The organism is Streptomyces coelicoflavus, from assembly GCF_045041415.1.
Taxonomy (GTDB): domain Bacteria; phylum Actinomycetota; class Actinomycetes; order Streptomycetales; family Streptomycetaceae; genus Streptomyces; species Streptomyces coelicoflavus.
Genome location: NZ_CP108218.1, coordinates 1,431,724 through 1,452,723 on the forward strand (window position 1 = coordinate 1,431,724; position 21,000 = coordinate 1,452,723).

At 77.8% G+C, this 21,000-nt stretch carries 18 protein-coding genes; 8 read left to right on the plus strand and 10 right to left on the minus strand.

Annotation, left to right across the window (positions count from 1 at the left end):
• The first annotated feature begins 22 nt into the window (after positions 1-22).
• Both OHA99_RS06365 and OHA99_RS06370 read left to right on the plus strand, forming a co-directional pair.
• The gene (locus OHA99_RS06365; RefSeq protein WP_153177244.1) at positions 23-871 is read left to right on the plus strand and encodes a helix-turn-helix transcriptional regulator; all 849 of its coding nucleotides are present in this window, start codon (positions 23-25) and stop codon (positions 869-871) included.
• Between the two features lie 188 nt (positions 872-1,059).
• Positions 1,060-3,891: an AAA family ATPase gene (locus OHA99_RS06370; protein ID WP_405694621.1), complete on the plus strand. Its 2,832-nt coding sequence runs from the start codon at positions 1,060-1,062 to the stop codon at positions 3,889-3,891.
• A 465-nt stretch (positions 3,892-4,356) separates the two neighbouring features.
• Here OHA99_RS06370 and OHA99_RS06375 read toward each other — a convergent pair whose 3' ends face one another.
• The 5 genes from OHA99_RS06375 to OHA99_RS06395 all read right to left on the minus strand — a co-directional run bounded on the left by OHA99_RS06375 (position 4,357) and on the right by OHA99_RS06395 (position 8,200).
• Positions 4,357-5,463: a winged helix DNA-binding domain-containing protein gene (locus OHA99_RS06375; protein WP_405694623.1), complete on the minus strand. Its 1,107-nt coding sequence runs from the start codon at positions 5,461-5,463 to the stop codon at positions 4,357-4,359.
• Positions 5,464-5,539: 76 nt separating this feature from the next.
• Complete coding sequence (locus OHA99_RS06380) at positions 5,540-6,124, minus strand: hypothetical protein (protein ID WP_405694624.1); 585 nt, start codon at positions 6,122-6,124, stop codon at positions 5,540-5,542.
• Positions 6,121-7,263, minus strand: a complete 1,143-nt coding sequence (locus OHA99_RS06385; protein ID WP_405694626.1) for a DUF6286 domain-containing Asp23/Gls24 family envelope stress response protein — start codon at positions 7,261-7,263, stop codon at positions 6,121-6,123. Before OHA99_RS06385 ends, OHA99_RS06380 begins: the two co-directional genes overlap by 4 nt.
• Positions 7,264-7,436: 173 nt before the next feature.
• Positions 7,437-7,622, minus strand: a complete 186-nt coding sequence (locus OHA99_RS06390; RefSeq protein WP_153177249.1) for a hypothetical protein — start codon at positions 7,620-7,622, stop codon at positions 7,437-7,439.
• 41 nt (positions 7,623-7,663) lie between these two features.
• A complete protein-coding gene (locus OHA99_RS06395) occupies positions 7,664-8,200 on the minus strand; it encodes an Asp23/Gls24 family envelope stress response protein (RefSeq protein WP_153177250.1) in 537 nt (178 codons plus the stop codon).
• 167 nt (positions 8,201-8,367) lie between these two features.
• Between OHA99_RS06395 and OHA99_RS06400 the strand changes: the two genes are divergently transcribed.
• From OHA99_RS06400 to OHA99_RS06410, 3 genes are read left to right on the plus strand one after another with little or no spacing between them, the layout of a single operon-like run.
• Positions 8,368-8,910, plus strand: coding sequence for an RNA polymerase sigma factor (locus OHA99_RS06400; RefSeq protein ID WP_366471242.1), 543 nt, complete (start codon positions 8,368-8,370; stop codon positions 8,908-8,910).
• Positions 8,901-9,599 (plus strand): Asp23/Gls24 family envelope stress response protein, encoded by a 699-nt coding sequence (locus OHA99_RS06405; protein WP_405694629.1) that lies wholly within the window; start codon positions 8,901-8,903, stop codon positions 9,597-9,599. The genes OHA99_RS06400 and OHA99_RS06405 overlap by 10 nt, the downstream gene beginning before the upstream one ends.
• Complete coding sequence (locus tag OHA99_RS06410; protein ID WP_282882537.1) at positions 9,596-9,934, plus strand: Asp23/Gls24 family envelope stress response protein; 339 nt, start codon at positions 9,596-9,598, stop codon at positions 9,932-9,934. The genes OHA99_RS06405 and OHA99_RS06410 overlap by 4 nt, the downstream gene beginning before the upstream one ends.
• 45 nt (positions 9,935-9,979) lie before the next feature.
• Here OHA99_RS06410 and OHA99_RS06415 read toward each other — a convergent pair whose 3' ends face one another.
• Positions 9,980-13,852, minus strand: a complete 3,873-nt coding sequence (locus OHA99_RS06415) for a WD40 repeat domain-containing protein (protein ID WP_405694631.1) — start codon at positions 13,850-13,852, stop codon at positions 9,980-9,982.
• Between the two features lie 328 nt (positions 13,853-14,180).
• Here OHA99_RS06415 and OHA99_RS06420 point away from each other — a divergent pair, with 328 nt between their 5' ends.
• From OHA99_RS06420 to OHA99_RS06430, 3 genes are all read left to right on the plus strand, one after another.
• Complete coding sequence (locus tag OHA99_RS06420) at positions 14,181-14,564, plus strand: hypothetical protein (RefSeq protein ID WP_405694633.1); 384 nt, start codon at positions 14,181-14,183, stop codon at positions 14,562-14,564.
• Between the two features lie 80 nt (positions 14,565-14,644).
• Complete coding sequence (locus tag OHA99_RS06425) at positions 14,645-15,628, plus strand: polysaccharide pyruvyl transferase family protein (RefSeq protein WP_405694635.1); 984 nt, start codon at positions 14,645-14,647, stop codon at positions 15,626-15,628.
• Positions 15,629-15,704: 76 nt separating this feature from the next.
• Entirely contained in the window at positions 15,705-16,013 is a 309-nt protein-coding gene (locus tag OHA99_RS06430; protein ID WP_108987725.1) for a DUF3040 domain-containing protein, read from the plus strand.
• Between the two features lie 57 nt (positions 16,014-16,070).
• Here OHA99_RS06430 and OHA99_RS06435 read toward each other — a convergent pair whose 3' ends face one another.
• From OHA99_RS06435 to rfaE2, 4 genes are all read right to left on the minus strand, one after another.
• The gene (locus OHA99_RS06435) at positions 16,071-16,967 is read right to left on the minus strand and encodes a glycosyltransferase family 2 protein (protein WP_153177256.1); all 897 of its coding nucleotides are present in this window, start codon (positions 16,965-16,967) and stop codon (positions 16,071-16,073) included.
• Positions 16,964-17,911: a glycosyltransferase family 2 protein gene (locus OHA99_RS06440; protein WP_153177257.1), complete on the minus strand. Its 948-nt coding sequence runs from the start codon at positions 17,909-17,911 to the stop codon at positions 16,964-16,966. Before OHA99_RS06440 ends, OHA99_RS06435 begins: the two co-directional genes overlap by 4 nt.
• On the minus strand, positions 17,908-18,918 hold the full coding sequence (locus OHA99_RS06445; RefSeq protein WP_405698910.1) for a glycosyltransferase family 9 protein: 1,011 nt from the start codon (positions 18,916-18,918) through the stop codon (positions 17,908-17,910). Before OHA99_RS06445 ends, OHA99_RS06440 begins: the two co-directional genes overlap by 4 nt.
• Before the next feature lie 692 nt (positions 18,919-19,610).
• Entirely contained in the window at positions 19,611-20,993 is a 1,383-nt protein-coding gene (gene rfaE2, locus OHA99_RS06450; RefSeq protein WP_366471237.1) for a D-glycero-beta-D-manno-heptose 1-phosphate adenylyltransferase, read from the minus strand.
• Positions 20,994-21,000 lie beyond the last annotated feature (7 nt).

Consider the following 21,000-nt stretch of genomic DNA (forward strand, 5'->3'; position numbering starts at 1 on the left):
GGTCGCGAGGGAGGACGGACGGGTGGCGGTGGACGCGGCTCAGGCGGCTCAGATCCGCAGCGCGCTGGTGCGGCTGCGGCGCACGACCGGGCTGCCCGTCGCCTTCGGCGGGCTGGTCGAGGCCGGGCAGCGCCAGGTGCGCATCAGCGAGCTGAGCGGCACGGCCACCACCGCGCTCAGCGCGCTGGCGGTGACGGCCGGCAACGGGCTCGGCGGCCGGGCGGTCGCGCTGTCGCGGCCGTGCGCGGTGACGGACTACTCCGTCTCCCGGCAGATCAGCCACGAGTACGACCTGCCCGTGGCCGCCGAGGGCCTGCGCTCGGTCCTCGCGGTACCGGTGGTCGTACGGCGCCGGGTGCGCGGCGTGCTGTACGGCGCCCTGCGCACGGCCCAGCCGCTGGGCGACCGCACGCTCGGCGCGGCGGTGGCGGCGGCGCGGGACGCGGAGCAGGCGCTGGTGCTGCGCGACGAGGCGGACGAGCTGCTGGCGGCGGCCTCGCCCCCGTCGGCGCGGGCGGCCGGGCCCGGACCGGCGGACGGCGCGGCCTGGGAGCAGGTGCGGGAGGCGCACGCGGCGCTGCGGGCGCTGGCGCCGAGGATCACGGACCCGGCGCTGCGGGACGAGCTGCTGCACGCGTGCGGGCTGCTGGCGGCGGGGAGCGGACCCGCCCCGGGGCCCCGGCTGGCGCCGCGTGAGGTGGACGTGCTGGCCTGCGTGGCGGCGGGCGCGACGAACGGGGCGGCGGCGGAGCGGCTCGGGGTGGGACCGGAGACCGTCAAGAGCTATCTGCGCTCGGCGATGCGCAAGCTGGGCGCCCGCACCCGCACGGAGGCCGTCGCGGCCGCCCGCCGGACGGGGTGGCTGCCGTAGGACGCGGGTCGGGGGCCGCCCGTCGGGGGGTGCGCGCCGCGCGTCCGGCCCTGCCGGAGATTTCCCGCCGTGATTGCTTTCAGCGCTTTGATGTTTTGTTATTCGGCTCACCCGGCCGACCCCCCGTAATGCAATGCCGCGTTGCCTAATATTGGCCCGGACACGACACACGGAGGGGAGCGGTCACCGTGCCACGGGACTTCGCGGAGGCTGCCGGTTGCCGCTCCGACCTGGTCATCGGGCGGGAGGACTCGTTCGGGGCGGCACGAGAGCAACTCACCCGGGGCGGCAGTGTGTTGCTGCACGGTCCCGCCGGAATTGGAAAGTCGACGGTGCTGCGCACCCTGGCCGCCGAATATGCCCGTACGGCCCGCACCGTGTTGCGCTGCTCGGCCACCGAGTCCGAATCCCATCTCCCGTTCCTGGCCCTCGCCGACCTCCTCGGCCCGGTCCTCGACGAGGTGTCCCCCGTCCTGCCCGACGCCCAGCGCACCGCGCTGGAGTCGGCGCTCACCGGCCGCGGCGAGTCCACCCTCCAGCGCGACGGTCTCGCGCTGCGCCTGGCCGTCCTGTCCGCGCTGCGCGCCCTCGCCGTCGCGGGGCCCGCGCTCGTCGTCGCCGACGACCTCCAGTGGCTGGATCCGGCCAGCGCGGAACTGCTCGGCTTCGCCGCCCGCCGGCTGGGCGACACCCCGGTACGGCTGCTGTGCGCGGTGCGCACCGAGGGACCCGAGACGCAGGACGCCGAGTACGACCGCCATCTGCGCGCCTCCCCGCCGGACACCCGCGCGGTGCGCCTGGGGCCGCTGACCCGCGCCCAGGTGTCGGCGCTCCTGGACGAACGGGGCTACGCGGGTCTGCACCGTGCCACGGTCCGCGACATCCACCGCACCAGCGGCGGCAATCCGCTGTTCGCCCTGGAGCTGGGCCGGGCCCTGGCCGAGAGCCCGGCCGCCCCGCGCCCGGGCGAGCCGCTGCCGGTGCCGACCTCGCTGCGCGCCCTGGTCCTGTCCCGCCTGGAGATGCTGTCGGACGAGGCGCGCCGCACCCTCCTGGTGGCCAGCGCCGGCGCCCGCCCCACACCGGCCCTGCTGCACGCGGCCGGCCGGGACGACGCCGAGGCGGAGACCGCGCAGGCGGCGGCGCTGGGGCTGCTGGCGCCCGACCCGGAGGGTCCGACAGTACGGTTCGCGCATCCGCTGATCTCGGCCGCGCTGTACGCCGAGGCCCCGGCGCCGGAACGGCGGGCCGCGCACGCGGCGCTGTCCACGGCCGCCTCCGACCCCATCGAACGCGCCCGGCACCTGGCGCTGGCCACCACCGGCACCGACCCGCGGGTGGCGGCGCGGCTGGCGGAGGCCGCGGCGCTGGCCCGGGACCGCGGGGCGCCGTCGGTGGCCGCCTCGCTGGGGCTGCTGGCCGCCCGCCACACCCCGGCGGACGGCGCCCCCGGCCCGGACGAGCGCCGGCTCACGGCGGCCGAGGACGCCATCACCGCGGGTGAGCCGGACCTCGCCCGGGACATCGCCCGCGAGGTGCTCACCCGGGCCACCGCGCCCGGCGAGCGGGTACGGACGTGGATGGTGGTGATCGAGGCGGCCGGGCAGGCCATCGGCGAGGTCGACGCCGTCTTCCCGCAGGCGCTGGCCGACGCGGGCGACGACCCGAGGCTGCTCGCCCTGGTCCACTACCAGCTGGCCTGGCGCTCCCTGGTGGTGCAGGGCGACTTCGCCCAGGGGCGGGAGGACGCCGCGCACGCGGCCCGGCTGGCGGCGCGGGGCGGGGACCGGCGCACCGAACTGCTGGCGCTCGCCTTCCAGGCGCAGTCGGAGACCCTGATGGGCCACCCGGACGCCGCGGCGACCATCCGGCGGGCGCTCGAGGAACCGCAGGACCCGCGGGTGGCGTGCCATCACAACGGGGCGGGCTCCTCCCGGTTCCGGTGGCTGGTGATCAACGACCGGCTGGCCGAGGCGCGGACCGCCGTCACCGCGCTGCTGCGCGAGGTGCGCCGGCGCGGCATGGCCGAGAGCGAGGTCCACTACCTGCGCTTCCTCTCGGAGACCGAACTGCATTCGGGCCACTGCGGCCGGGCCCTCGAACTGGCCCGGGAGAGCCTGACCCTGGCGCGCGACGCGGGCATCGGGGAGGGCGCCGGCGTGATGCAGGCCGCGCTCGCCGAGGCCGCGGGCGGCGGCCCGGACCGGGCGCTGGAGCTGGCGCGGGAGGCGGTGCGGCGCACCGAGGAGGACGGCGACGCCGTGTACCTGTCGCGGGCGATGGCCGCGCTCGGCCACGCGCAGCTGGTGGCGGGCGACGCGGCGGCGGCCGCAGGGACCCTGCGGCGGGTGCGGGAGCTGGAGGCGGGGGCGGGCATCACCGACCCGGCGCGCGGCCGCTGGCAGGGGGACCTCGCGGAGGCGCTGGTGCGCACCGGGGAGCCGGCCGAGGCGATGGACGTCATCGAGGTCACCCGGTCGCACGCGCTGCGGCTGGGGCGCGGGAGCGTACTCGCCGTCCTGGACCGGTCCGAGGCGCTGGTGCGGGCGGCGCGGGGCGAGCACCGGGCGGCCGTCGCCCGGCTGACGTCGGCGCGGGAGCGGCTGGCCGGTCTCGGGTTCGGCCTGGAGGAGGCGCGGGCGGTGTTCGCCCTGGCCGAGCTGCACGCCGAACGGCCGGGGCGGGCCCCGGAGCCGGCGTCGTACGACGAGGCGGCGCGGCTGTTCCGGCGGTGCCGGGCGCTGCCCTGGCTGCGGCGGGTGGAGGCGGCCGTCGCGGCGCGGGCGGCCGGACCGGCCCCGGTGCCGTCCGCCGAGCCGGACGGGCTGGCGGGGCTCGCCTCGATGGAACGCCAGGTGGCCGCGCTCGTCATGGAGGGCGCGACCAACCGGGAGATCGCCGCGCGGCTGTTCGTCAGCGTCAAGACCGTCGAGGCGACGCTGACCAGGGTCTACCGCAAACTCGGGATCCGTTCCCGGGTCGACATCGTCCGACTGGCGGCGGGCCGGCGCCCCGACTGAGCACGGTCGGGTTTACCGGCGGTGAACCGAGGGTTTTCCCTGCCCGCCGCCCTTAGGGGGTTCCCTCATTGGGTGGTCCGGACCGCCGGTTCTAGCGTGAACACGTGCCGCCAGCCCGGGCATACGGGGGTCTGTCCCGAGACCCCCGTCCCAACCCCCCACGCCCGGGCGACCCCCCACCGGCGACCACGTGAGGAGACTCATGTCCGGGCCCACCCGTTCCAGACCGGTCGCCGCCACGGCCGTCGCCGGCGGTATGAACCCCTGCCAGGGTGAGTGCGGCGGACCCCTGCTTCCCGGGGGCGCCCTGGCAGGTTCACCGATCTCCTGAGTATCCCTCAGGTGCAAGACCGGGGGGCGATGCGGGCCTCCACGAGCGGCCCGCATCGCCCCCTCTCCATCTCTGCCCCCGTGCCGGTCCCGGTTCTCCGTCCCGGTCCCGGTCTCGTTCTCCGTCTCGGTGTGTCAGTCGCGTACGGTGCCGAAGCGGACGTCGTACGCGGCCCCGGCGTGCATCGTCGCGAGCGTCCGCCCGCCCTCGGCCACGATCTCGTCCCGCTGCGTCTTCGCGAGCCGGCCGAAGGGCTCGACGACGAGGGCGCCCTCCTCGAGCTTCCACAGTCCGGCCACGAAGCCGTCGACGAGGAGGACGCGGTAGGCCTGGTTCTTCCGCCAGGTGCGGCCCTTGTGTTCGGGCGGGACGAGGCGGGTGCGGTCGGCGTGGGAGAGGAGCAGGTTGTCGAACTCGGGCAGGAAGCGCGGCGGGGCCGGGGTGTCCGGGTCGGGGCGCGGTGCGTCGGGGAGGTCGAAGAGTTCGGTGCCGTTCGGATCCCGGAAGACGACGAGGCGGGGGCGGAGCCGTTCGAAGGCGTCCCGGAGCCGGGTCAGACCGGCCCACGTCTGCATGTCCTTCACGGACGCGGGCCCGAACGCGGCGAGGTAGCGCAGCACGGTGTCGTCCGGTGCCGGCGCCGGCCGCGCGGGGCGTCCGAGCCAGTGCTCGGCGGTGGTGAGCGTGACCTGGCCGCTCCTGCCCCACAGTCCGCGGGGCGTCACCTGGACGAGCGGGAGCCGGCAGCGGGCGGCGACGGACAGGGCCTGCGGGTCGGCGTCGGGCCACTCGGCGAGGAGCGCCTCGCGCAACTGCCCCATGGTGCGCGGCTCGTCCTCGACCAGCGCACGGGCGAGGACCGCGAGCCGGTCCAGGTCGACGCCGGTCAGCCCTTTGCGGAAGGCGCGCAACTCCCGTTCCCTGGCGGCCTGGACCAGGGGCCGCAGGGCGAGGCAGTCGTCGGCGGTGTGGGTGTGGATGGTCGAGCGCATGGTGACGAGCCGGGCGACGCGGCGGTCGGCCATCGGCGCGGACAGGTCCTCGGGTGTGAAGCCGTCGAGGCGGGCGGCGAGCGCGTAGTACGGGGGCTTCACGTTCTGGGCCTGTAGTCCGAGGAGATGCGCGACGGCGGCCTCGGCGGTCGTCGCGGCGCGGCGCAGCAGCAACTGCCGGGCCAGGGTGGCGCGGTTGAGGGCCCGGATACCGAGGACGGGGGCGGTCGTCGCTGCCTTGGTGGTCATGCGGGGCACGGTAGCGGGGAACGCGGACAGATTCTGTCCGCCATCCTGTCCGCCGTCCTGTCCGTGATGCTGCCCGTCATCGTGCCCGTCGCTCGCGCGCGGTCCGTACGCTCATGCGGACCCGGACCGCCGGCGGGTGCGGGGCCAGGGAGGCGCGGGCCTCGTCGAGGGCGCCGTGGGTGAGCCGGCGCAGGACGGGGCCCGGCTCGGCTCCGGGTTCGAGCAGCACCCGTACCCGGGCCCGGGAGCGCTTCTTCCCGGCGGGCAGGCTCACCTGGGCGCGGTGGACGCCGTCGGCCGCCTCCGCGCGCCGGGCCACGACGTCGGCCAGCGCGCGGGAACGCAGGGTGACGGGCGGCCCGGCCAGCGGCAGCCGGCGCCCGCCGCCGCGGCGGAACTGGGCGAGGAGCCAGGCGAGGCACAGCAGCAGGGCGCACGCCGTGCCCGCGACGACGACCGGCGTCCACCAGCCGTGCCCGCGCAGGCCGACGAGGCCGGCGCGGTCGAGCAGCACCGTGCCCGTGTCCGGGGCGGGCCACCATCCGGGCAGCCGACCGGCGAGCGCGTCCGAGGTGAGCGCCGGCCAGGCGCCGCCGGCCAGCAGGGCCGCCCCGGTCAGCGCGAGCAGCGTGCGGTTGACCGCGTTGCGCAACGGGTTCACGATTCCCTCTCCTTCACCGTGTCCCACCCGGCAGGCCGGCCCTCACCGGTGCCGGTACCGGCACCGCGCCCACCGTCACCGTCCGCCGCGGTCGACTCCCCGGCCGCGGGCTCCGCGCCGGGTGGGCGCCAGTGCGGGTCCGGGCGGAGGGTGATCCGGGGTACCAGGCGTCGGGACAGGCCCAGGGTGGTGAGGGTGGCGTCGGTCGTGGTACGCAGGGCGGTGCGGGTCGTGGGGCGGTCGCCGAAGGCCAGGCGGGCCCGTACGCGCACGCGGCGCCGGCCGCAGCGCACGCGGACGTGGGTCACGCCGGGGACGGCCGACGCGGCGTCCCGCACGAGTTCCGCCGCGGCGGCGCGGTCCAGGACCGCCCGTTGACCGTCCCGGCCGGGTACCGGCGCCATGGGGAGGACGCCGCGCAGGCCCGGGGTGAGGGCGAGGCAGAGCAGCCAGGCGCCCAGCACGGCGGCGACGGCGCCGCCCGCGACGACGGCGGTGTCCTCGGGGCCGTGCGTCGCCAGCCAGTCGACCGCCTCGGTGCGCGGGCCCGCCGGACGCCGGCCGGCGAGGTGCACCGACAGGACGTCGTACAGGAGGAACGCGCACGCTGCCGACGCCACCAGGGCCACGAGCGCGGCCGGGGCCCGGCGGGCCGACCAGGGGCGCCGGGCCGTCCGGCCGGCGGACGGGGCGTCCTCGTGGGCCGGGGGCGGCTGCGGGGCCGCCCGGTCCGGGGACAGGGAGTGGACGCGGACGGTCGCCGCCCGCACCGTGAGGCCGCTCAGTTCCGCCACCCGGTCCGCCATCCGGCCCCGGACCCGCTCCCCGGCCTCCCCGAGCACCGCCGGGTACGGGAGCCGCACGTCGACCGAGACGTCGGCGCGGCGTCCGTGCACCGTGGCCGCGCCGTGGGTGACCCGGGCGCGCCGCCCGGCGAGGTCGGTCTCGGCGGCGGCCCGCTCCGCGATCCGGCGCACGGCACGGTCGGCGACGACGGTCCGGCCACGCTCGGCCGGTGCCGTACGGGCGGTGCGGCCGCCGCCCGCCGCCGTGCGGGCGGATCCCCCGGCAGCCGGTGCCGTCCCGGCGAGGCCCGCAGCGACGGGCGGCGTTGCGGCGGATCCCCCGGCGCCCGGCACCGCACCGACGTGTCCCTCGGCAGCCGGCGCCGCAGCGACGGGCCCTGCGTCAGTCGGCGCAGTACGGGCGTGTTCCCCAGCACCCGGCGCCCCGGAGGCATGCCCCCCGGCACCCGGCGCCGCACCGGCGACTCCCCCGGCACCCGGCGCCGCACCGGCGTCCGGTGTGCCCGTCATCGGGGCCTCCGGTCGCCGGGGGCCAGGAACTCGCGCCAGTCCGTGCCGTTGTCCACCAGGCGCCCCAGCACCCCGCCGACCGTGCCCAGCGCGGCCACCAGCAGGAACGCGCCGAAGCCGCCGAACCAGCCGGCGAAGGCCAGCGCCATGCCCACCAGCATGCCGATCACCGCTCTGCTCATCACTCACCTCCGCCTCGGAACCAGCCCCGGGAAACCGTCCGTCACTCCACGCGCGCCTCCGCCGGGCGCTCCGGGTCCTCCTCGTCCGGCAGGTGGACGTCGTTGACCGTGATGTTGACCTCGACGACTTCCAGGCCGGAGATCCGCTCGACCGCGTCGATCACGTTCTCCCGGACGTCCCGGGCGAGGTCGGCGATGGGCACGCCGTACTCGACGACGAGGTCCAGGTCGATCGCGGTCTGCCGCTCGCCGACCTCGACCTTGACGCCCCGGCCGACGTTCGGCCGGCCGCCGGGCACCCGGTCGCGGACCGCGCCGATGGTGCGGGACAGGCCGCCGCCCATGTCGTACACGCCGGGGATCTCGCGCGCCGCCATGCCCGCGATCTTGACGACCACGACGTCGGCGATGGACGTGCGGCCCCGCGTCGCGGCCGGTTCGGCGGCACCGGCGGAGCCGCCGCTCACGGTCGTCGCGCCGCCCTGCGTGCTCCGCCCGGTGCCGCCGGCCGTGCCGGTGGTGCCGTTCTTCTGCTCGGACTTCGTCTCGATGGTGGCCGTCTGTGCTGCCGTCGTCATGGTGTCCTCCGTCAACCGTGGTCGTTCGGTTCTCTGGGCGTTGGACACGGACGGCCGCCCGGTCGTTACGCCGCTGCGGGGATTTCTTTTTTCCCAGTGCTCGCGTAACGCCGGGGGCGGTCGGTGTGTCCCACGATGGGAACGGTGTGGAGTGGAGAGGGGCGCGCGTGCCGGGAGACGACGGATTGCTCGCGGTGCGGGCCGCCGAGGGCGACGAGGAGGCCTTCGAGGTGCTCGTGCGGCGGCACGCGCCGGGGCTGCTGCGGCTCGCGGCGAGCATGCTGGGCAGCCCTTCGGAGGCGGAGGACGCGGTGCAGGACGCGTTCGTCAGCGCGTGGCGCAGGCTCCCCGGGTTCCGCGGGCAGTCGGCCTTCGCCACCTGGATGCACCGCATCGTCGTCAACCGGTGCCTGAACATGCTGCGTTCCCGGCATCCGGTGACCGACCTCGACAGCGTGCCCGAACCCGAGGCGCCGGACCACGCCGTCTCCCCGGCGCGGGCCGCCGAGTCGCACGCCGCCGCGGTGGCGCTGGGCCGGTCGCTGTCCGAGCTCTCCCCCGAGCAACGGGTGTGCTGGGTGCTCAGAGAGCTGGAGGGCCAGTCGTACGAGACGATCGCGGAGACGGTCGGGATCAGCCCGGAGGCTGCCCGCGGCCGGGTGTTCCGTGCACGACGCTGCCTGACGGAGGCGATGACCGCATGGCGATGAACAGCGGCGCGGAGCTGCCCGGGCCCGGCACCGGTCCCGGAGCCGGACCCGGATCCGGCGGTGCGGGCGGGTCCGCCGACGAGGAACGGCTGGCCTGCGGGCGGCTGCTGTCCGAGGTGTGGGAGGCGTGGGAGGACGGGGCCGGTGATCCGGACCGGGATCCGCATCTGCGCGCCTGCCCGCACTGCTCGGCGGCCGTGCGGCAGTTGGACCTGCTCGGCGTCGCGGTGCGCGAGGCGGGCGGCGGCCGGGAACCGGAGTGGGACACGGGGGCGCTGACCGAACGGGTCATGGACGTCGTGCGGCTGGAGCTGCGGCCCGGCAGGCCGCTGCCGCTCGGGGAGCGCGCGGAGGATCTGTGGGTGCGCGAGGCGATGGCCGCCAAGGCGTTGCGGGCCGCCGCCGAGACCGTGCCGGGGGTGCGGGCGGGCTCGTGCCTGATCCGGCCCGCCGAGTCCGGCGGTTCCCCCTCGCGGGGACCCGTCCGCGTGCGGCTGGAGGTCGTCGTACCGCTCGCGCCGCGGCTGCGCGACCTCGCGGAGGAGGTGCGGCGGCGGGTGCACGGAGCGGCGGACGACGCCCTGGGACTGCCGGTGGACCACGTGGACGTCCACATCACCGACGTGACGGAACCGGCCGGGACGGACCCGGAGCCTCCGGCCGGTACGGAAGAAGGGAACCAGCCGTGACCGCAGCCGCCACCGGCCGTGACGCCGTCGCCGGCACCGTCGCGCGGGTCGCCGCCGGCGTCCCCGGCGTCGCCTTTCTGCGGCCGGGCCTCGCGGACCTGTTCCGCTCCTCCGCCCGCACCGCGTCGCGGGCCGCCGCGCGGGACACGCCCGCGGGTGTGCGGGTGAGCCGGGCCTCGGGGGCGGGACCGTGGGAGGTGGACGTGCAGATCGTCGTCCACCGCGACCACCGTGCGGTGGACGTCGCCCGCGCGGTGCGCGACGCGGTGACCGCCGCGCTGTCCGAGGCGGCGCCCGGCGCGCAGGTGACGGTGACCGTGACCAACGCGGTGTGAGGAGCGGGCAGGGAGCCGGCGGGGTCCGGGCGGCGGGCGGCCCGGTCAGCAGGTGGGCCGGTAGGGCAGCCGGGGCAGGAGCTCCCGCCAGCGGGCGGGGGTGAGGTCGCCGCCGGTGCGGTCGCAGACCCGGCGGAGCGCCCGGTCGGTGTCCAGTGTCCAGATCCTGGCCGTCAGGTCGTGTCCCACCGAGGCGAGGGTGTCTCCGCCGGGGGCGAAGGCGACCGACGTGACGGTGTCCAGGTGGCCGGTGAGCGCGTCGCCGAAGGCCTCGGCACGGGCGGGGTCGGCCACGTTCCACAGCCGTACCGCGTGGTCCTCGCCGCCGCTGGCGAGGGTGCGGCCGTCCGGCGCGAAGGACACCGAGGTGACGCCGCCGCGATGACCGGTCAGCTCGCCGCCCAGGGGGCGGGCCCGGCCGGGGTCGGTGACGTCCCAGAGCCGTACCGTGCGGTCCCGGCCGCCGGTGGCGAGGACGTGGCCCTTCGGGGCGAAGGCCACCGCGTTGACCCAGTCGCCGTGGGCGGTGAGGGGCTTGCCGACGGCGCGGGGCCGGTCGCGGTCGCGTACGTCCCACAGCCGGGCCGTCTTGTCCTGGCTGCCGGTGGCGAGGGTGCGACCGTCCGCGGAGAAGGCCACGGAGCCCACCCAGTCGGTGTGGCCGGTCAGGGGCGTGCCCACGGGGTGCACGCCGCCAAGGTCGCGCACGTCCCACAGGCGGACCCGCCCGTCGACGCCGCCGGTGGCGAGGGTGCCGCCGTCCGGCGAGAAGGCGACGGTGAGGACGCCGCCGGGGTGGGCGTCCGGGACGGTGGCGGCGGGGGCGGGCCGGGCCGGGTCGGAGACGTCCCACAGCCGGAGGGCGCCGTCCTCGGCGCCGGACGCGACGGTGCGGCCGTCGGGCGCGAAGGCCGTGGCCCGGACGGGTGCCCCGTGGCCGGACAGGGGGCGCGGCAGCGGGCGCGGCGGCCCCGGACGGCCGACGTCCCAGAGCCGGACCAGGGCGTCGTCGGTGCCGGCGGCGGCGAGCAGTCTGCCTCGGGGGTCGTAGGCCACGGAGGTGAGCGGGTCGGTGAAGTCGGTCAGGACGCTGTCCGGCAGGTGCCACACGCGGACGCTGTGGTCGGCGCCGGTGGTGGCGAGGGTGCGGCCGTCCGGGCCGTAGGCCAGGTCCCACAGGCCCTCGGTGTGCCCGGTGAGCGGTTCGCCGATCCGGTGCGGACGGGCGGGGTCGGCCACGTTCCACAGGACGACGGTGTCGTCCTGCGCGGCACTGGCCAGGGTGTGCCCGTCCGGGCTGAACTCCACCGACCACACGGCGGCGGTGTGCGCGGTCAGCGGTTCGCCCAGCGGGCGCAGACCGCCGTCGGCCGGCCCGCCCGGGCCCGCCCCGTCCGTGCCCGTCCCGTCCGTGTCCGCCACCTCCCACAGGCGCACCGTGTCGTCGTAGCCGGCGGTGGCGAGGGTGCCGCCGTCCGGGGAGAACGTCACCGACCAGACCGCCGCGTCGTGCGCGTGCCGGGGCGCACCGAGCGGGACGGGTCCGTCGGTGCCGTCCGGGCCCCACAGCCGTACGGTCCCGGTGTGGCCGGCGGTGGCCAGGGTGCGGCCGTCCGGGGCGAAGGCGACGTCACGGACGCTGCGCGCGTCGGCGCGGGCCGGTGCGCCGACCGGTGCGGGCCGGGCCGGGTCGGTGAGGTCCCACAGGCGCAGGGTGCCGTCGTCGCCGACGGTGGCGAGGGTACGGCCGTCGGGGGCGAAGGCGACGGAGGTGACGGACTCGCCCGCGTGGCTGACGAGGGGGTCGCCCAGGGGCCGGGGCCGGGTGCGGTCCCGGGTGTCCCACAGCCGGATGCCGCCGCCGTGCCCGGCCGCCACCAGCACGGTGCCGTCCGGCGCGTACGCCACGGCGCCCACCGGTGCGCCGGTGATCCGCAGCGGCTCGCCGAGCTGCCCGCCGGACCCGGCCGTGTCCCACAGCCGTACGGTGCCGTCGTGGCCGCCGCTGACGAGGGTGCGGCCGTCCGGGGCGAAGGCGACGGCGCTGCCGATGTCGTCGTGTCCGGGCAGCCGGGTGGACAGGACCCGGCCCGCGTCCGTGGTGAGCGCGGTGCGCAGTTCGGGGGTGGTGCGCATGCCGAGCGCGGCGACGTCGAGCCGGGCGGAGAGGGCGGCGTTGGTCTCGCGCACCCGGTCGGCCTCCGCGGTGATCCGGCCGAAGACGGCGTCGTCCCGCTCGGCCTGGGCGGTGGCCCGTGCCCTGAGCGCGACGACGGCGGTGCCCGAGGCGACCAGGACCAGCAGGGCGAGGACGGCCGACAGTCCGCGCCGCAGCCGCACCGCGCGCCGCCGCCGGTGGATCGAGGCGGCCAGGAAGTCGCGCTCCGACGGCGTCAGCTCCCCCGGCGCCGGCTCCCGGCCGCGGGGATCGTGGGCGAAGGCCTCGCGGGCGGCGGCCAGCCGCGAGCCCGCGTACAGCGCCGCGTTCTCCCGGCCGAGGGCCAGCCAGGTGCGGGCGGCCTCGGAGAGGGCGCGGTGGACGCGGAGCCGGTCGCGTTCGGCGTCGATCCAGCCGCGCAGCCGGGGCCACGCCGTGATGAGGGCCTCGTGGGCGAGTTCGACGGTGCCGTCGTCGAGGGTGAGCAGCCGGGCGGCGACCAGCCGGTCCAGTACGGCGCGGGTGCCGTCGGGGTCGCCGAGGTCGAGTTCCGCGTGCCCGGCGGGGCGCCGGGTGTCGGGGGTGCCGTCGCCCGGGGCGACCAGCCGCAGCAGGATCCGGCGGGCCAGGCCGGCCTGGGGGGCGGTGAGTTCGCCGTACACCTCCTCGGCGGTGCGGACGACGGCGCCGCGCAGTCCCCCGGCCGCCTCGTAGCCGGTGACGGTCAGGGTGCGGCCGGTGCGGTGCCGCCAGGTCTCCAGCAGCGCGTGGGACATCAGCGGCAGCCCGCCCGGCGCGTCCGCGACCTCGTCCAGCAGCCGGGTGGTCAGGGCGCGTTCGACGACGAGTGAGGACGCGGCGGCCGGCCGGACGACGGCCTCCCGCAGCTCCTCCCGGCTCATCGGGCCGGCCAGCAGGGTCGCGTCCTGCAACGCGGCGGTGAGGCCGGGGTGTTCGGCGCAGCGTCCCAGGAAGTCGGCGCGCACGGCGACCACGACGCGCAGCCGGCTGTCGGCGGCGGTGGCGGTGGCGGTGAGGAGCCGGTCGACGAAGGCGTTCCGCTCGGCCGGGTCGCCGCAGAGGGTGTACAGCTCCTCGAACTGGTCGACGATCAGCCAGGTGTCCGCGTCCGTGTCCGGCACGGGGTCGAGGCGGTCCGCGTGGGTGGTCATCGGTGCGGCGCCGGGGGTGAGGACGCGTACGGCCGCGGGGGCGGCGGCCGCGTCGGCACCGGCGCCCGCGCCCGCGCCGGGGGCTGGGGCGGGGGCGCGCAGGCGCGGGATCAGTCCGGCCCGCAGCAGGGAGGACTTGCCGCTGCCCGAGGGGCCGAAGACGGCGGTGAAGCGGTGCGCGCGGGTCAGTCCGTCCAGCCGCTCCACCAGCCGGTCGCGGCCGAAGAACAGGGCGGCGTCGTCCGGCTCGTAGCGGGTCAGGCCCCGGTAGGGCGGGCGCGTGCCGTCGTCGGGGCCGGCGAGTGCGGCGGCTTCCGCGCTCGCCGCCCGCCAGCGCCGCTCCCACTCCTCCGCGTCGCCGCCGCAGACGTCGACGTAGGCGAGGGTCACCGCGAGGGTGGGCAACTGCCGTCCGGCCGCCGCCTGGGACAGGGCGGTCACCGAGAACGGGACCTTGTCCGCCATCGTCCGGTACGTCGGGCGCCCCACCGACTCCCGCAGGGCGCGGAGTTCGGCGGCGAACCGCTGTACCGGTCCGGCCCCGGGGTCGAGCCGTCGCTCCCGGCGCCCCACTCCGTTTCCGCCCACGTGTGCCCCGCCCCGCCGTCGCTCCCGGTACCCGTCCGGGCGCCCACGGTAGGGAGCCGCGGGAGCGGGCGGCAAGCGCGCGGCTGCTCACCGGGGGGTGGCGCACGGGGAGTTCACGGCGCCTTCACGCGAGGTCCGCAGCCTCCCGCTCGCTCCGCCGCGTATTCCGCATTGTTCAGTGCGGCGCGCGGGCTGCTGAACAACGGTGCGGCGCGGTGGAATCGGTGGCCGGGGGAGTGCGGGGCGGCACGGCCGTCGGGTCCTTCGCGGTCGCGCCACCCCGCACCCGTGCCCCCCTGCCCGCGAAACACGTGAAGGAAGTGATCCGATGACCAGCGACGCGACCCGTCGGCCGTGGAGCGTGACGCTGGCGGTGGTGCTGGTGATGCTGGGAACCCTGGTCGCGGCGACCACGGCGGCCGGCCCGCAGGGGGCGGCCACGCTGGTGCTGCTGCTGGTGGCGGTCTGCTTCTGGTTCGCGGTCGGGGCGGGTCGGGGCCGGCGCACCGACCGGACCGCGGTGAGCTGTCTGACCGCGGCGATCCTCGTCGTCGCCGCGCCGTTCGCCCTCGACGATCCGCTGTACGGCGGCACCACGCTGCTGTTCGCCGCGCTGCTCGCCGTCCCGGGCGTGGTCCTGCTGTACCGGCCGGCCGCCGAGGCGTACGTGCGGGCCCGCAGCGGGGACGGCGACGTGGAACCCGGGGAATGACCGGGTGTCGGCTCGCTGCCGTCGCGGATGGCCGCCGCACCGGTGGTTGCCCGGGCGCCGGCGGGGCACCCGGGGGCACTGTGTACGAACGGGAGCGCGACAGGATCCTGGTGACCGGCTGGTTCAGCTTCCTGCACGGGGAGGCGACGGCCGGGGACGTGCTGGCGCTGGCGCGGGTGGAGCGGGTGCTGCGGGACGCGGGGCTGGCGTACGACGTGGTGTGGAGCCCCGGGTTCCGCGCCGACGGCACGCACTTCGCGGACGTGGACCCGGCGGCGTACTCCCGGCTGGTGTTCGTGTGCGGGCCGGTGCACGGGACGCAGGTCGAGGAGTTGCACCGGCGGTTCGCGCACTGCGTGCGGATCGCCGTCGGCGTCTCCGTGGTCGACCCGCACTCCCCCGCCGTCACCGGTTTCCACCGGGTGCTGGCCCGGGACGCCGCCGGAAGCGGCCCGGGGCTGGATCTCGCGGCCCGCGCTCCTGCGCTCCCCCCGGTGCCCGTCGTCGGGGTGGTGCTCACCCACGGGCAGCACGAGTACGGGGGACGCCGGCGGCACGAGGAGGTCGCCGCCGCGCTGACGGGCTGGCTGGCCGGCCGGGACTGTGCCCGGCTGGAGCTGGAGACCCGGCTCGACGCGCACGACTGGCGGCTGTGCGGCACGCCGGCCCAGCTGGAGGCCGTGTTGTCCCGGCTCGATCTGGTCGTCACCGACCGGCTGCACGGGCTGGTCCTCGCGCTGCGGGCCGGCGTGCCGGTGCTGGCGGCGGATCCGGTCGAGGGCGGCGCGAAGGTGACGGCCCAGGCCCGCGCCTGCGGCTGGCCGGCGCTCGTGCCCGCGGAGCGCCTCACGGGGGCAGCGGCCGGGGCAGGGGCGGAGGGGCTGCTGGGACGCTGGTGGGACTGGTGCCTGACCGACGGGCGGGCGGAGGCGGCGCGGATCGGCGCCGGGTTCCGCGCCGATCCGGACGCGGTACCGGACGCGGCAGGGGAATCGGTGCCGGACGCGGCGGACGGCCTGGTGGCGGCGTTGCGGGCGGCTTCGGAGGCCGGGACGGGGCGATGACGGCCCGGGCGGACGGTTAGTCACGGGACGGCGGGGGCACTCGGCGGTGGTCGGTCCGCCCCCGGGAGGAAACATCGTGTCCATCGGCCGGCTCCCCGATCACGAGCAACGCATACTCGACGAGGTCGAACGGGCCCTGCGTCGCGACCGCCGCCTCGACCGGCGCCTGCGCACGCTGCGGCTGCGCCGCTGCCCCGACATCGCCCGCGTGGCGGCGTACCGCCCGCGCACCCCGACCGTGCTCCTGCTGCTCGCCGTGGCGGTGACGCTGATGGTCGTCGGCATCGTCACCTCCGCGCCCGGTGTGATCTGGGCGTTCGCCGGCGTGTGGCCGGTGACGCTGTTCGCGGTGTTCCGGCTGTTGTGCCGGCGGACGGAGGGTTAGGGCCTCGTACGTCGTACGGGTTCCAGATCAGCTTCCGGTTCCGGTTCCGGTTCCGGTTCAACCGGTGTAGCTGCGCGCCGTCGAGTCGCGCTGGGCGGGTTCCAGCGCACGGAGCCGGGCCTCGACCTCCGGCGGCAGCACCCGGCGTTCACGCAGCACCCACGGCAGCGCGGCGGTCGCCTCGGCGAAGGCGCGCAGGGACGCGGCGTCGCGGGGGACGGTGCGGGCGAGGTGGACGGTGCGGCGCAGGGCGACACCGAGCGGTCGGCGCAGCCAGGTGAACCACAGGGTGTTGCGGATGCCGTGCGACCGCCGGACCGTCGAGTCCCTGGCCCGGGACGGGTGGTGGTGGACCGTCAGGTGGTCGGCGTACGTCAGCCACCAGCCGTCGGCGGCCAGGTCGGCGGCGAGCAGCTCCTCCTCGCCCCCGAGCCACAGCCGGGGGTGGAAGCCGCCCGCGGCGCGGAAGGCGTCGGTGCGCAGGACGGTCGCGGCGGCCAGGAAGGAGCCGAGCGCCGGTCCCGGGAGCCAGCCGGGGCGGGGCACGGGCGAGTCGCGCAGTTCCTCGACGATCGGGTCCTCGGTGCCGTCCGGTTCGACCAGGATGCGGGCGGTGACGGTGCCGACCGCCGGGTACCGGTCGAGCAGGTCCGCGGCCCCGGACAGGGAGCCGGGCGCCCACCAGGAGTCGTCGTCGCAGAACGCGACGTAGGGGGTGCGGACCTGGCGGATCGCCAGGTTGCGGCCGACGGCGCCGAGGTTGCGGCCGGGGCGCAGGAGCCGTACGCCGGGGTGGTGGCGGGCGACGGCGGCGGCGGTGCCGTCGGTGGAGCCGTTGTCGGTGACGACGACCTCCGGCCGCTCGGGGAGTTCGGCGAGCCGGTCCAGGGTGCGCAGGAGTTCGCGGCACCGGTTGTGGGTGATGACGACGACGGTGGTCCGGGTGTCCGTCATGAGGCCGCTCCGTCGGCTCCGGCCGCCGCGTCGAGGAGGCGGGCGGCCCGTTCCACGTGCGGGGGCAGGGGCCTGCGGGCGCGCAGGGCGGCGGGCAGGCGGGTGAGTGTCTCGCGCAGGGCGTGCCGGGCGGGCGGGTCGCGGCGGGCGTCGGCGGTGAGGGCACGGGTGCGGGCCAGGGCGTACGGGAGGGGGCGGCGCAGCCAGGCGGTCAGGAGTTCGTTGCGGCGTACGACGGCCGGGCGGCCGGTGCGGGGGCGCGGGTCCGGGTGGTGGTGGGCGACCACGTCGGGGCAGTGCGTGACGCCCCAGCCGCGGGCCGCCAGGTCGTAGGCGAGCAGGGTTTCCTCGGCGCCGAAGAACAGCAGCGGGTGGTAGCCGCCCGCGTCGAGGTAGGCGGTGCGGCGGGCGACGGCGGCGCAGCCGAGGAAGCCGAGCACCTGGGTGCCGGGGAGGTCGGTGGCGGTGCCGAGCGGGGAGTCGGCGAGCAGGTCGTTGAGGGGGTCGGCGGTGCCGTCGGGCCCGACGAGGGTGCGGGCGGAGAGCAGGCCGAGCCGGGGATGCTCGTCGAAGTGCCGGGCGGCGGCGCCCAGGGAGCCGGGGGCCCACCAGGAGTCGTCGTCGCTGAACGCCACGTACGGGGTGTCCAGGGCGCGGACCCCGTGGGTGCGGGCGAGGGCGCCCCGGTTGAACGGCAGGGCGAGTACGCGGACCTGGGGGAAGTCGCGGGCCAGCATGGCGCGGGTGCCGTCGGTGGAGGCGTTGTCGACGACGAGCACCTCGGGCCGCTCGGGCAGGGCGAGCAGGTGGCGCACGGTCACGGCGAGGCTCGCGCGCCGGTCCCGGGTGGCGATGACGATGCCGACGGGGGCGGGCCGCGTGGGGTTGTCGGGGCGGGGCCGTTCGCGGGTGGTCGTCGGGCCGTGGGGCGCGGCGTGGTTCATGGTGCCTCTTCCGGGGCGTCCTGGGTGTGCGTGAGGTCCGGGGCGTCGGGTGCGTCCAGCGCGTCCAGCGCTTCGAGTACGGCGCCGGGGGTGATCCGCAGCAGCGCGGGGTCGGTCGCGTGGCCGTGCGGGTCGCCGTCCGGGCCGTGGTGCCACAGGGCGCGGTGACGGGGGTGGGGAGGCGGGCCCCAGCGGCTGGGCGGGACCGGGCCGAAGAGGGTGACGGAGGGCGTGGCGTGGGCGACGGCGAGGTGGGCGACGCCGGTGTCGCCGCTGACGACGGCGCGGGCGCCGGCGACCAGGGCGGAGAGCCGGTCGTAGGGCAGGCCGCCGCCGAACAGGTCGGTGTCGGGCAGGTCGGCGAGCTTGGCCAGCCGGGCCACCAGGTCCGCCTCGTCCGCTCCCCCGGTGACGACGACCCGGTGCCCGCGTGCGCGCAGCGTCCCGGCGACGGCCGCGTACCGTTCCACGGGCCAGCAGCGGGAGGGGGCGCCGGCGCCGGGGTGCAGGACGACGGCGCCGGGGGCCGGGGACTGCGCGTCCGGGCGCGGCAGCCGCAGGTCGGCGGGGTCGGCGTCGATGCCGTACGCGCGCAGCAGCCGGCACCACCGCTCCCGTTCGTGCTCCTCGGCGTACCAGACCGGGCCGTCCACCTCGGGTGTTCCCGGGTGTGCGAACGCCAGCAGCCTGCGCGGCCGCAGGCGGGTCAGGAGGCGGTGGCTGGGCGGCCCGTTGCCGTGCAGGTCGACGGCGACGTCGGGGGGCGGTCCGGCCCAGTCGAGGGTGCGCGGCACGGCCCGGCCGGGTGCGGCGGCGGGCAGCACCCGGTCCACGGCACCGGTCGCGGCCGCTAGGGGGGCCAGCTCGGCGGGGCCGGCCAGCACCAGCTCGTGCCCGGGGTACGCCCGCCGCAGCGCCCGCAGGGCGGGTACTCCGGCGAGCAGGTCGCCGAGTCCGAGGGCGCGCAGGACCAGCACACGGGGCCGGTCCCCGCCCTCGCCCCGCACCGGTTCCGGTCCGCCCCGGGGCGCCCCGGCCGCGCCGGTCCGTCCCGCTCCGGCGACCGGCGGATGCACGGGGTCCCCGGTCACCGGCCCACCGGCCGACCCGGGCGACGCGAGGCCGCCCTCCCCGGGCCCCGGTCCGAGCCGGGCGGCCGCCACCGCGCCCGCGCCGTCCGGCCGGCTGCCCGGAGGGCCGGCAGCACCGTCGTTCACCGGCCGGACCGGGGTCACCGCACCGCCGCGGCCCTCCTCGCCGCGGGCAGCGGCGCGGGCAGCGGCGCGGGCGGCGTGCACCCGGCCGACTTCCGCCCGGTCCCCGACCGGCCGCCCGACACCGACGATCCCGCCGCCCGCCACTCCGACCGCGCCGACCCGGCCGACCGGGCCGACCGGGCCGACCGGGCCGTCCACGGCCGCTGGTCCCCCGTGGACCGGTCCCGTAGGTGACGCCGTCGTCCCCCCGCTCTGTGCGCGCCCTCCCGTGGCGGCGGGCGGCCCGTCGCCGGACTCCCGGCCGGTCACCGGCGTCGCCGTGGCGGGCCTGCCCGGGCCGGGCGGTGGCGGGTCGTGCGCGGTGTTCGGCGCGGGCCGTGTTCCGCGGCCGGCCGGCTCCGCCCCCGGTGAGGGGAGCGCCGGGGCCGGGGGCGGCGGTGTGGTCACCGGCGCGGCGCCGACGGGTGCCGGGGCTCCGGGCCTCATCGGGGCCCCTCCGCCGCGCGGGCCAGCAGGGCGGTGGAGGAGCGGCCGTCGAGGTAGGGCAGGAGGACCGCCTGGCCGCCCCACTCCTGGAGGAGCGCGGCCTCGGGGAGGTCGGCGCCGGCGTAGTCGCCGCCCTTGACCCAGACGTCGGGGCGCAGTTCGCCGAGGAGGCGTTCGGGGGTGTCCTCGTCGAAGACGGCGACCGCGTCGACGCAGGCGAGGGCGCGCAGGACGCGGACGCGGTCGGCGAGCGGGTTGACGGGGCGGCCGCCGCCCTTGCGGCGCCGTACCGAGGCGTCGGAGTTGACGCAGACGACCAGGCAGTCGCCGAGCCGCCGGGCGGCCTGGAGGAGGCCGACGTGTCCGGCGTGCAGGAGGTCGAAGCAGCCGCCGGCGGCGACGACCGTGCCGTGCTCGGCGCGGATCCGGGCGGCCAGGGCGCCGGGGTCGTCGGTGTCGGGCAGGGCGGCGAGCGCCCGGTCGGAGCCGGCCGGCGGCACGGCGGCCGCGCCGCCCGCCGCGACGAAGGCCGTGGCGGCGCTCACCGCGCCCTCGACGGCCTCCCCGACCAGTGCCCCGTCGGCGAGCAGCCCGGCCGCGGTGGCCGCGAACCGGTCCCCCGCGCCGCAGGAGTCGCCGTGGTGGGCGGCGGGCGCGGGGACGAGGAGGGGGTGTTCGCCGTAGGAGAGGAGCGCGCCGCGCGGGCCGAGGGTGACCGCCACCGCGGCCACCCGCCAGTCCCGTACGAGGGTTCCGGCGTCGAGCGCGGCGGCGCGCAGTCCGCCGCCCGGCCGGCCCCGGTCCGGCGCGAAGCCGTGGGCCTCCTTCTCGGCGGGTGTCACCAGGCGGGTGCCGGGGACCGGTGCGCCCCCGCGCGGGTGCGGGTCCCAGACCAGGGGCGGGCGGGCGGCGAGCACGTCGCGCAGGGCGTCCGCCGCGCCCCGGCCGTAGTCGGAGACCAGGACGGCCCGGGCGGAGCGCAGCGCGTCCCGGGCCTCGTCGGTGGCTTCGCGGACCCGGCCGCCGCCGCGGTCGAGGCGGACGACGGGGCGGTCCTGCGCGAGGACGCGGGTCTTCTCCGGCAGCGTGCCCGACAGCGGCAGCGGGACCAACCGCAGCCAGGGTGCGAGCAGTTCGCGCAGGGCACGGCCGGCCGGGTCGTCGCCGGCACCCGTGATCAGCGTGACCTCGCGGCCGTCGCGGGCGGCGAGGTACGCGGCGAGGGCGGCACCGCCGGGGCGGATCCGTTCGGCGCACTCCGAGACGACCGGGACCGGCGCGTCCGGTGCGAGCCGGTCGGCGGAGCCGGTCAGGTCGCGGTCGAGCAGCGCGTCGCCGACCACCACCAGCGGGGTCCTGTGGGCCTTGGCGGCAGCCATCCGTCCC

Excerpts from the sequence above, each read along its gene's own strand:
- OHA99_RS06375 (WP_405694623.1), bottom strand. The coding sequence starts at position 5,463 with ATGACCACCAAGGCAGCGACGACCGCCCCCGTCCTCGGTATCCGGGCC.
- OHA99_RS06405 (WP_405694629.1), top strand. The coding sequence starts at position 8,901 with ATGGCGATGAACAGCGGCGCGGAGCTGCCCGGGCCCGGCACCGGTCCC.
- OHA99_RS06435 (WP_153177256.1), bottom strand. The coding sequence starts at position 16,967 with ATGACGGACACCCGGACCACCGTCGTCGTCATCACCCACAACCGGTGC.
- OHA99_RS06420 (WP_405694633.1), top strand. The coding sequence starts at position 14,181 with ATGACCAGCGACGCGACCCGTCGGCCGTGGAGCGTGACGCTGGCGGTG.
- OHA99_RS06390 (WP_153177249.1), bottom strand. The coding sequence starts at position 7,622 with ATGAGCAGAGCGGTGATCGGCATGCTGGTGGGCATGGCGCTGGCCTTC.
- rfaE2 (WP_366471237.1), bottom strand. The coding sequence starts at position 20,993 with ATGGCTGCCGCCAAGGCCCACAGGACCCCGCTGGTGGTGGTCGGCGAC.
- OHA99_RS06395 (WP_153177250.1), bottom strand. The coding sequence starts at position 8,200 with ATGACGACGGCAGCACAGACGGCCACCATCGAGACGAAGTCCGAGCAG.
- OHA99_RS06440 (WP_153177257.1), bottom strand. The coding sequence starts at position 17,911 with ATGAACCACGCCGCGCCCCACGGCCCGACGACCACCCGCGAACGGCCC.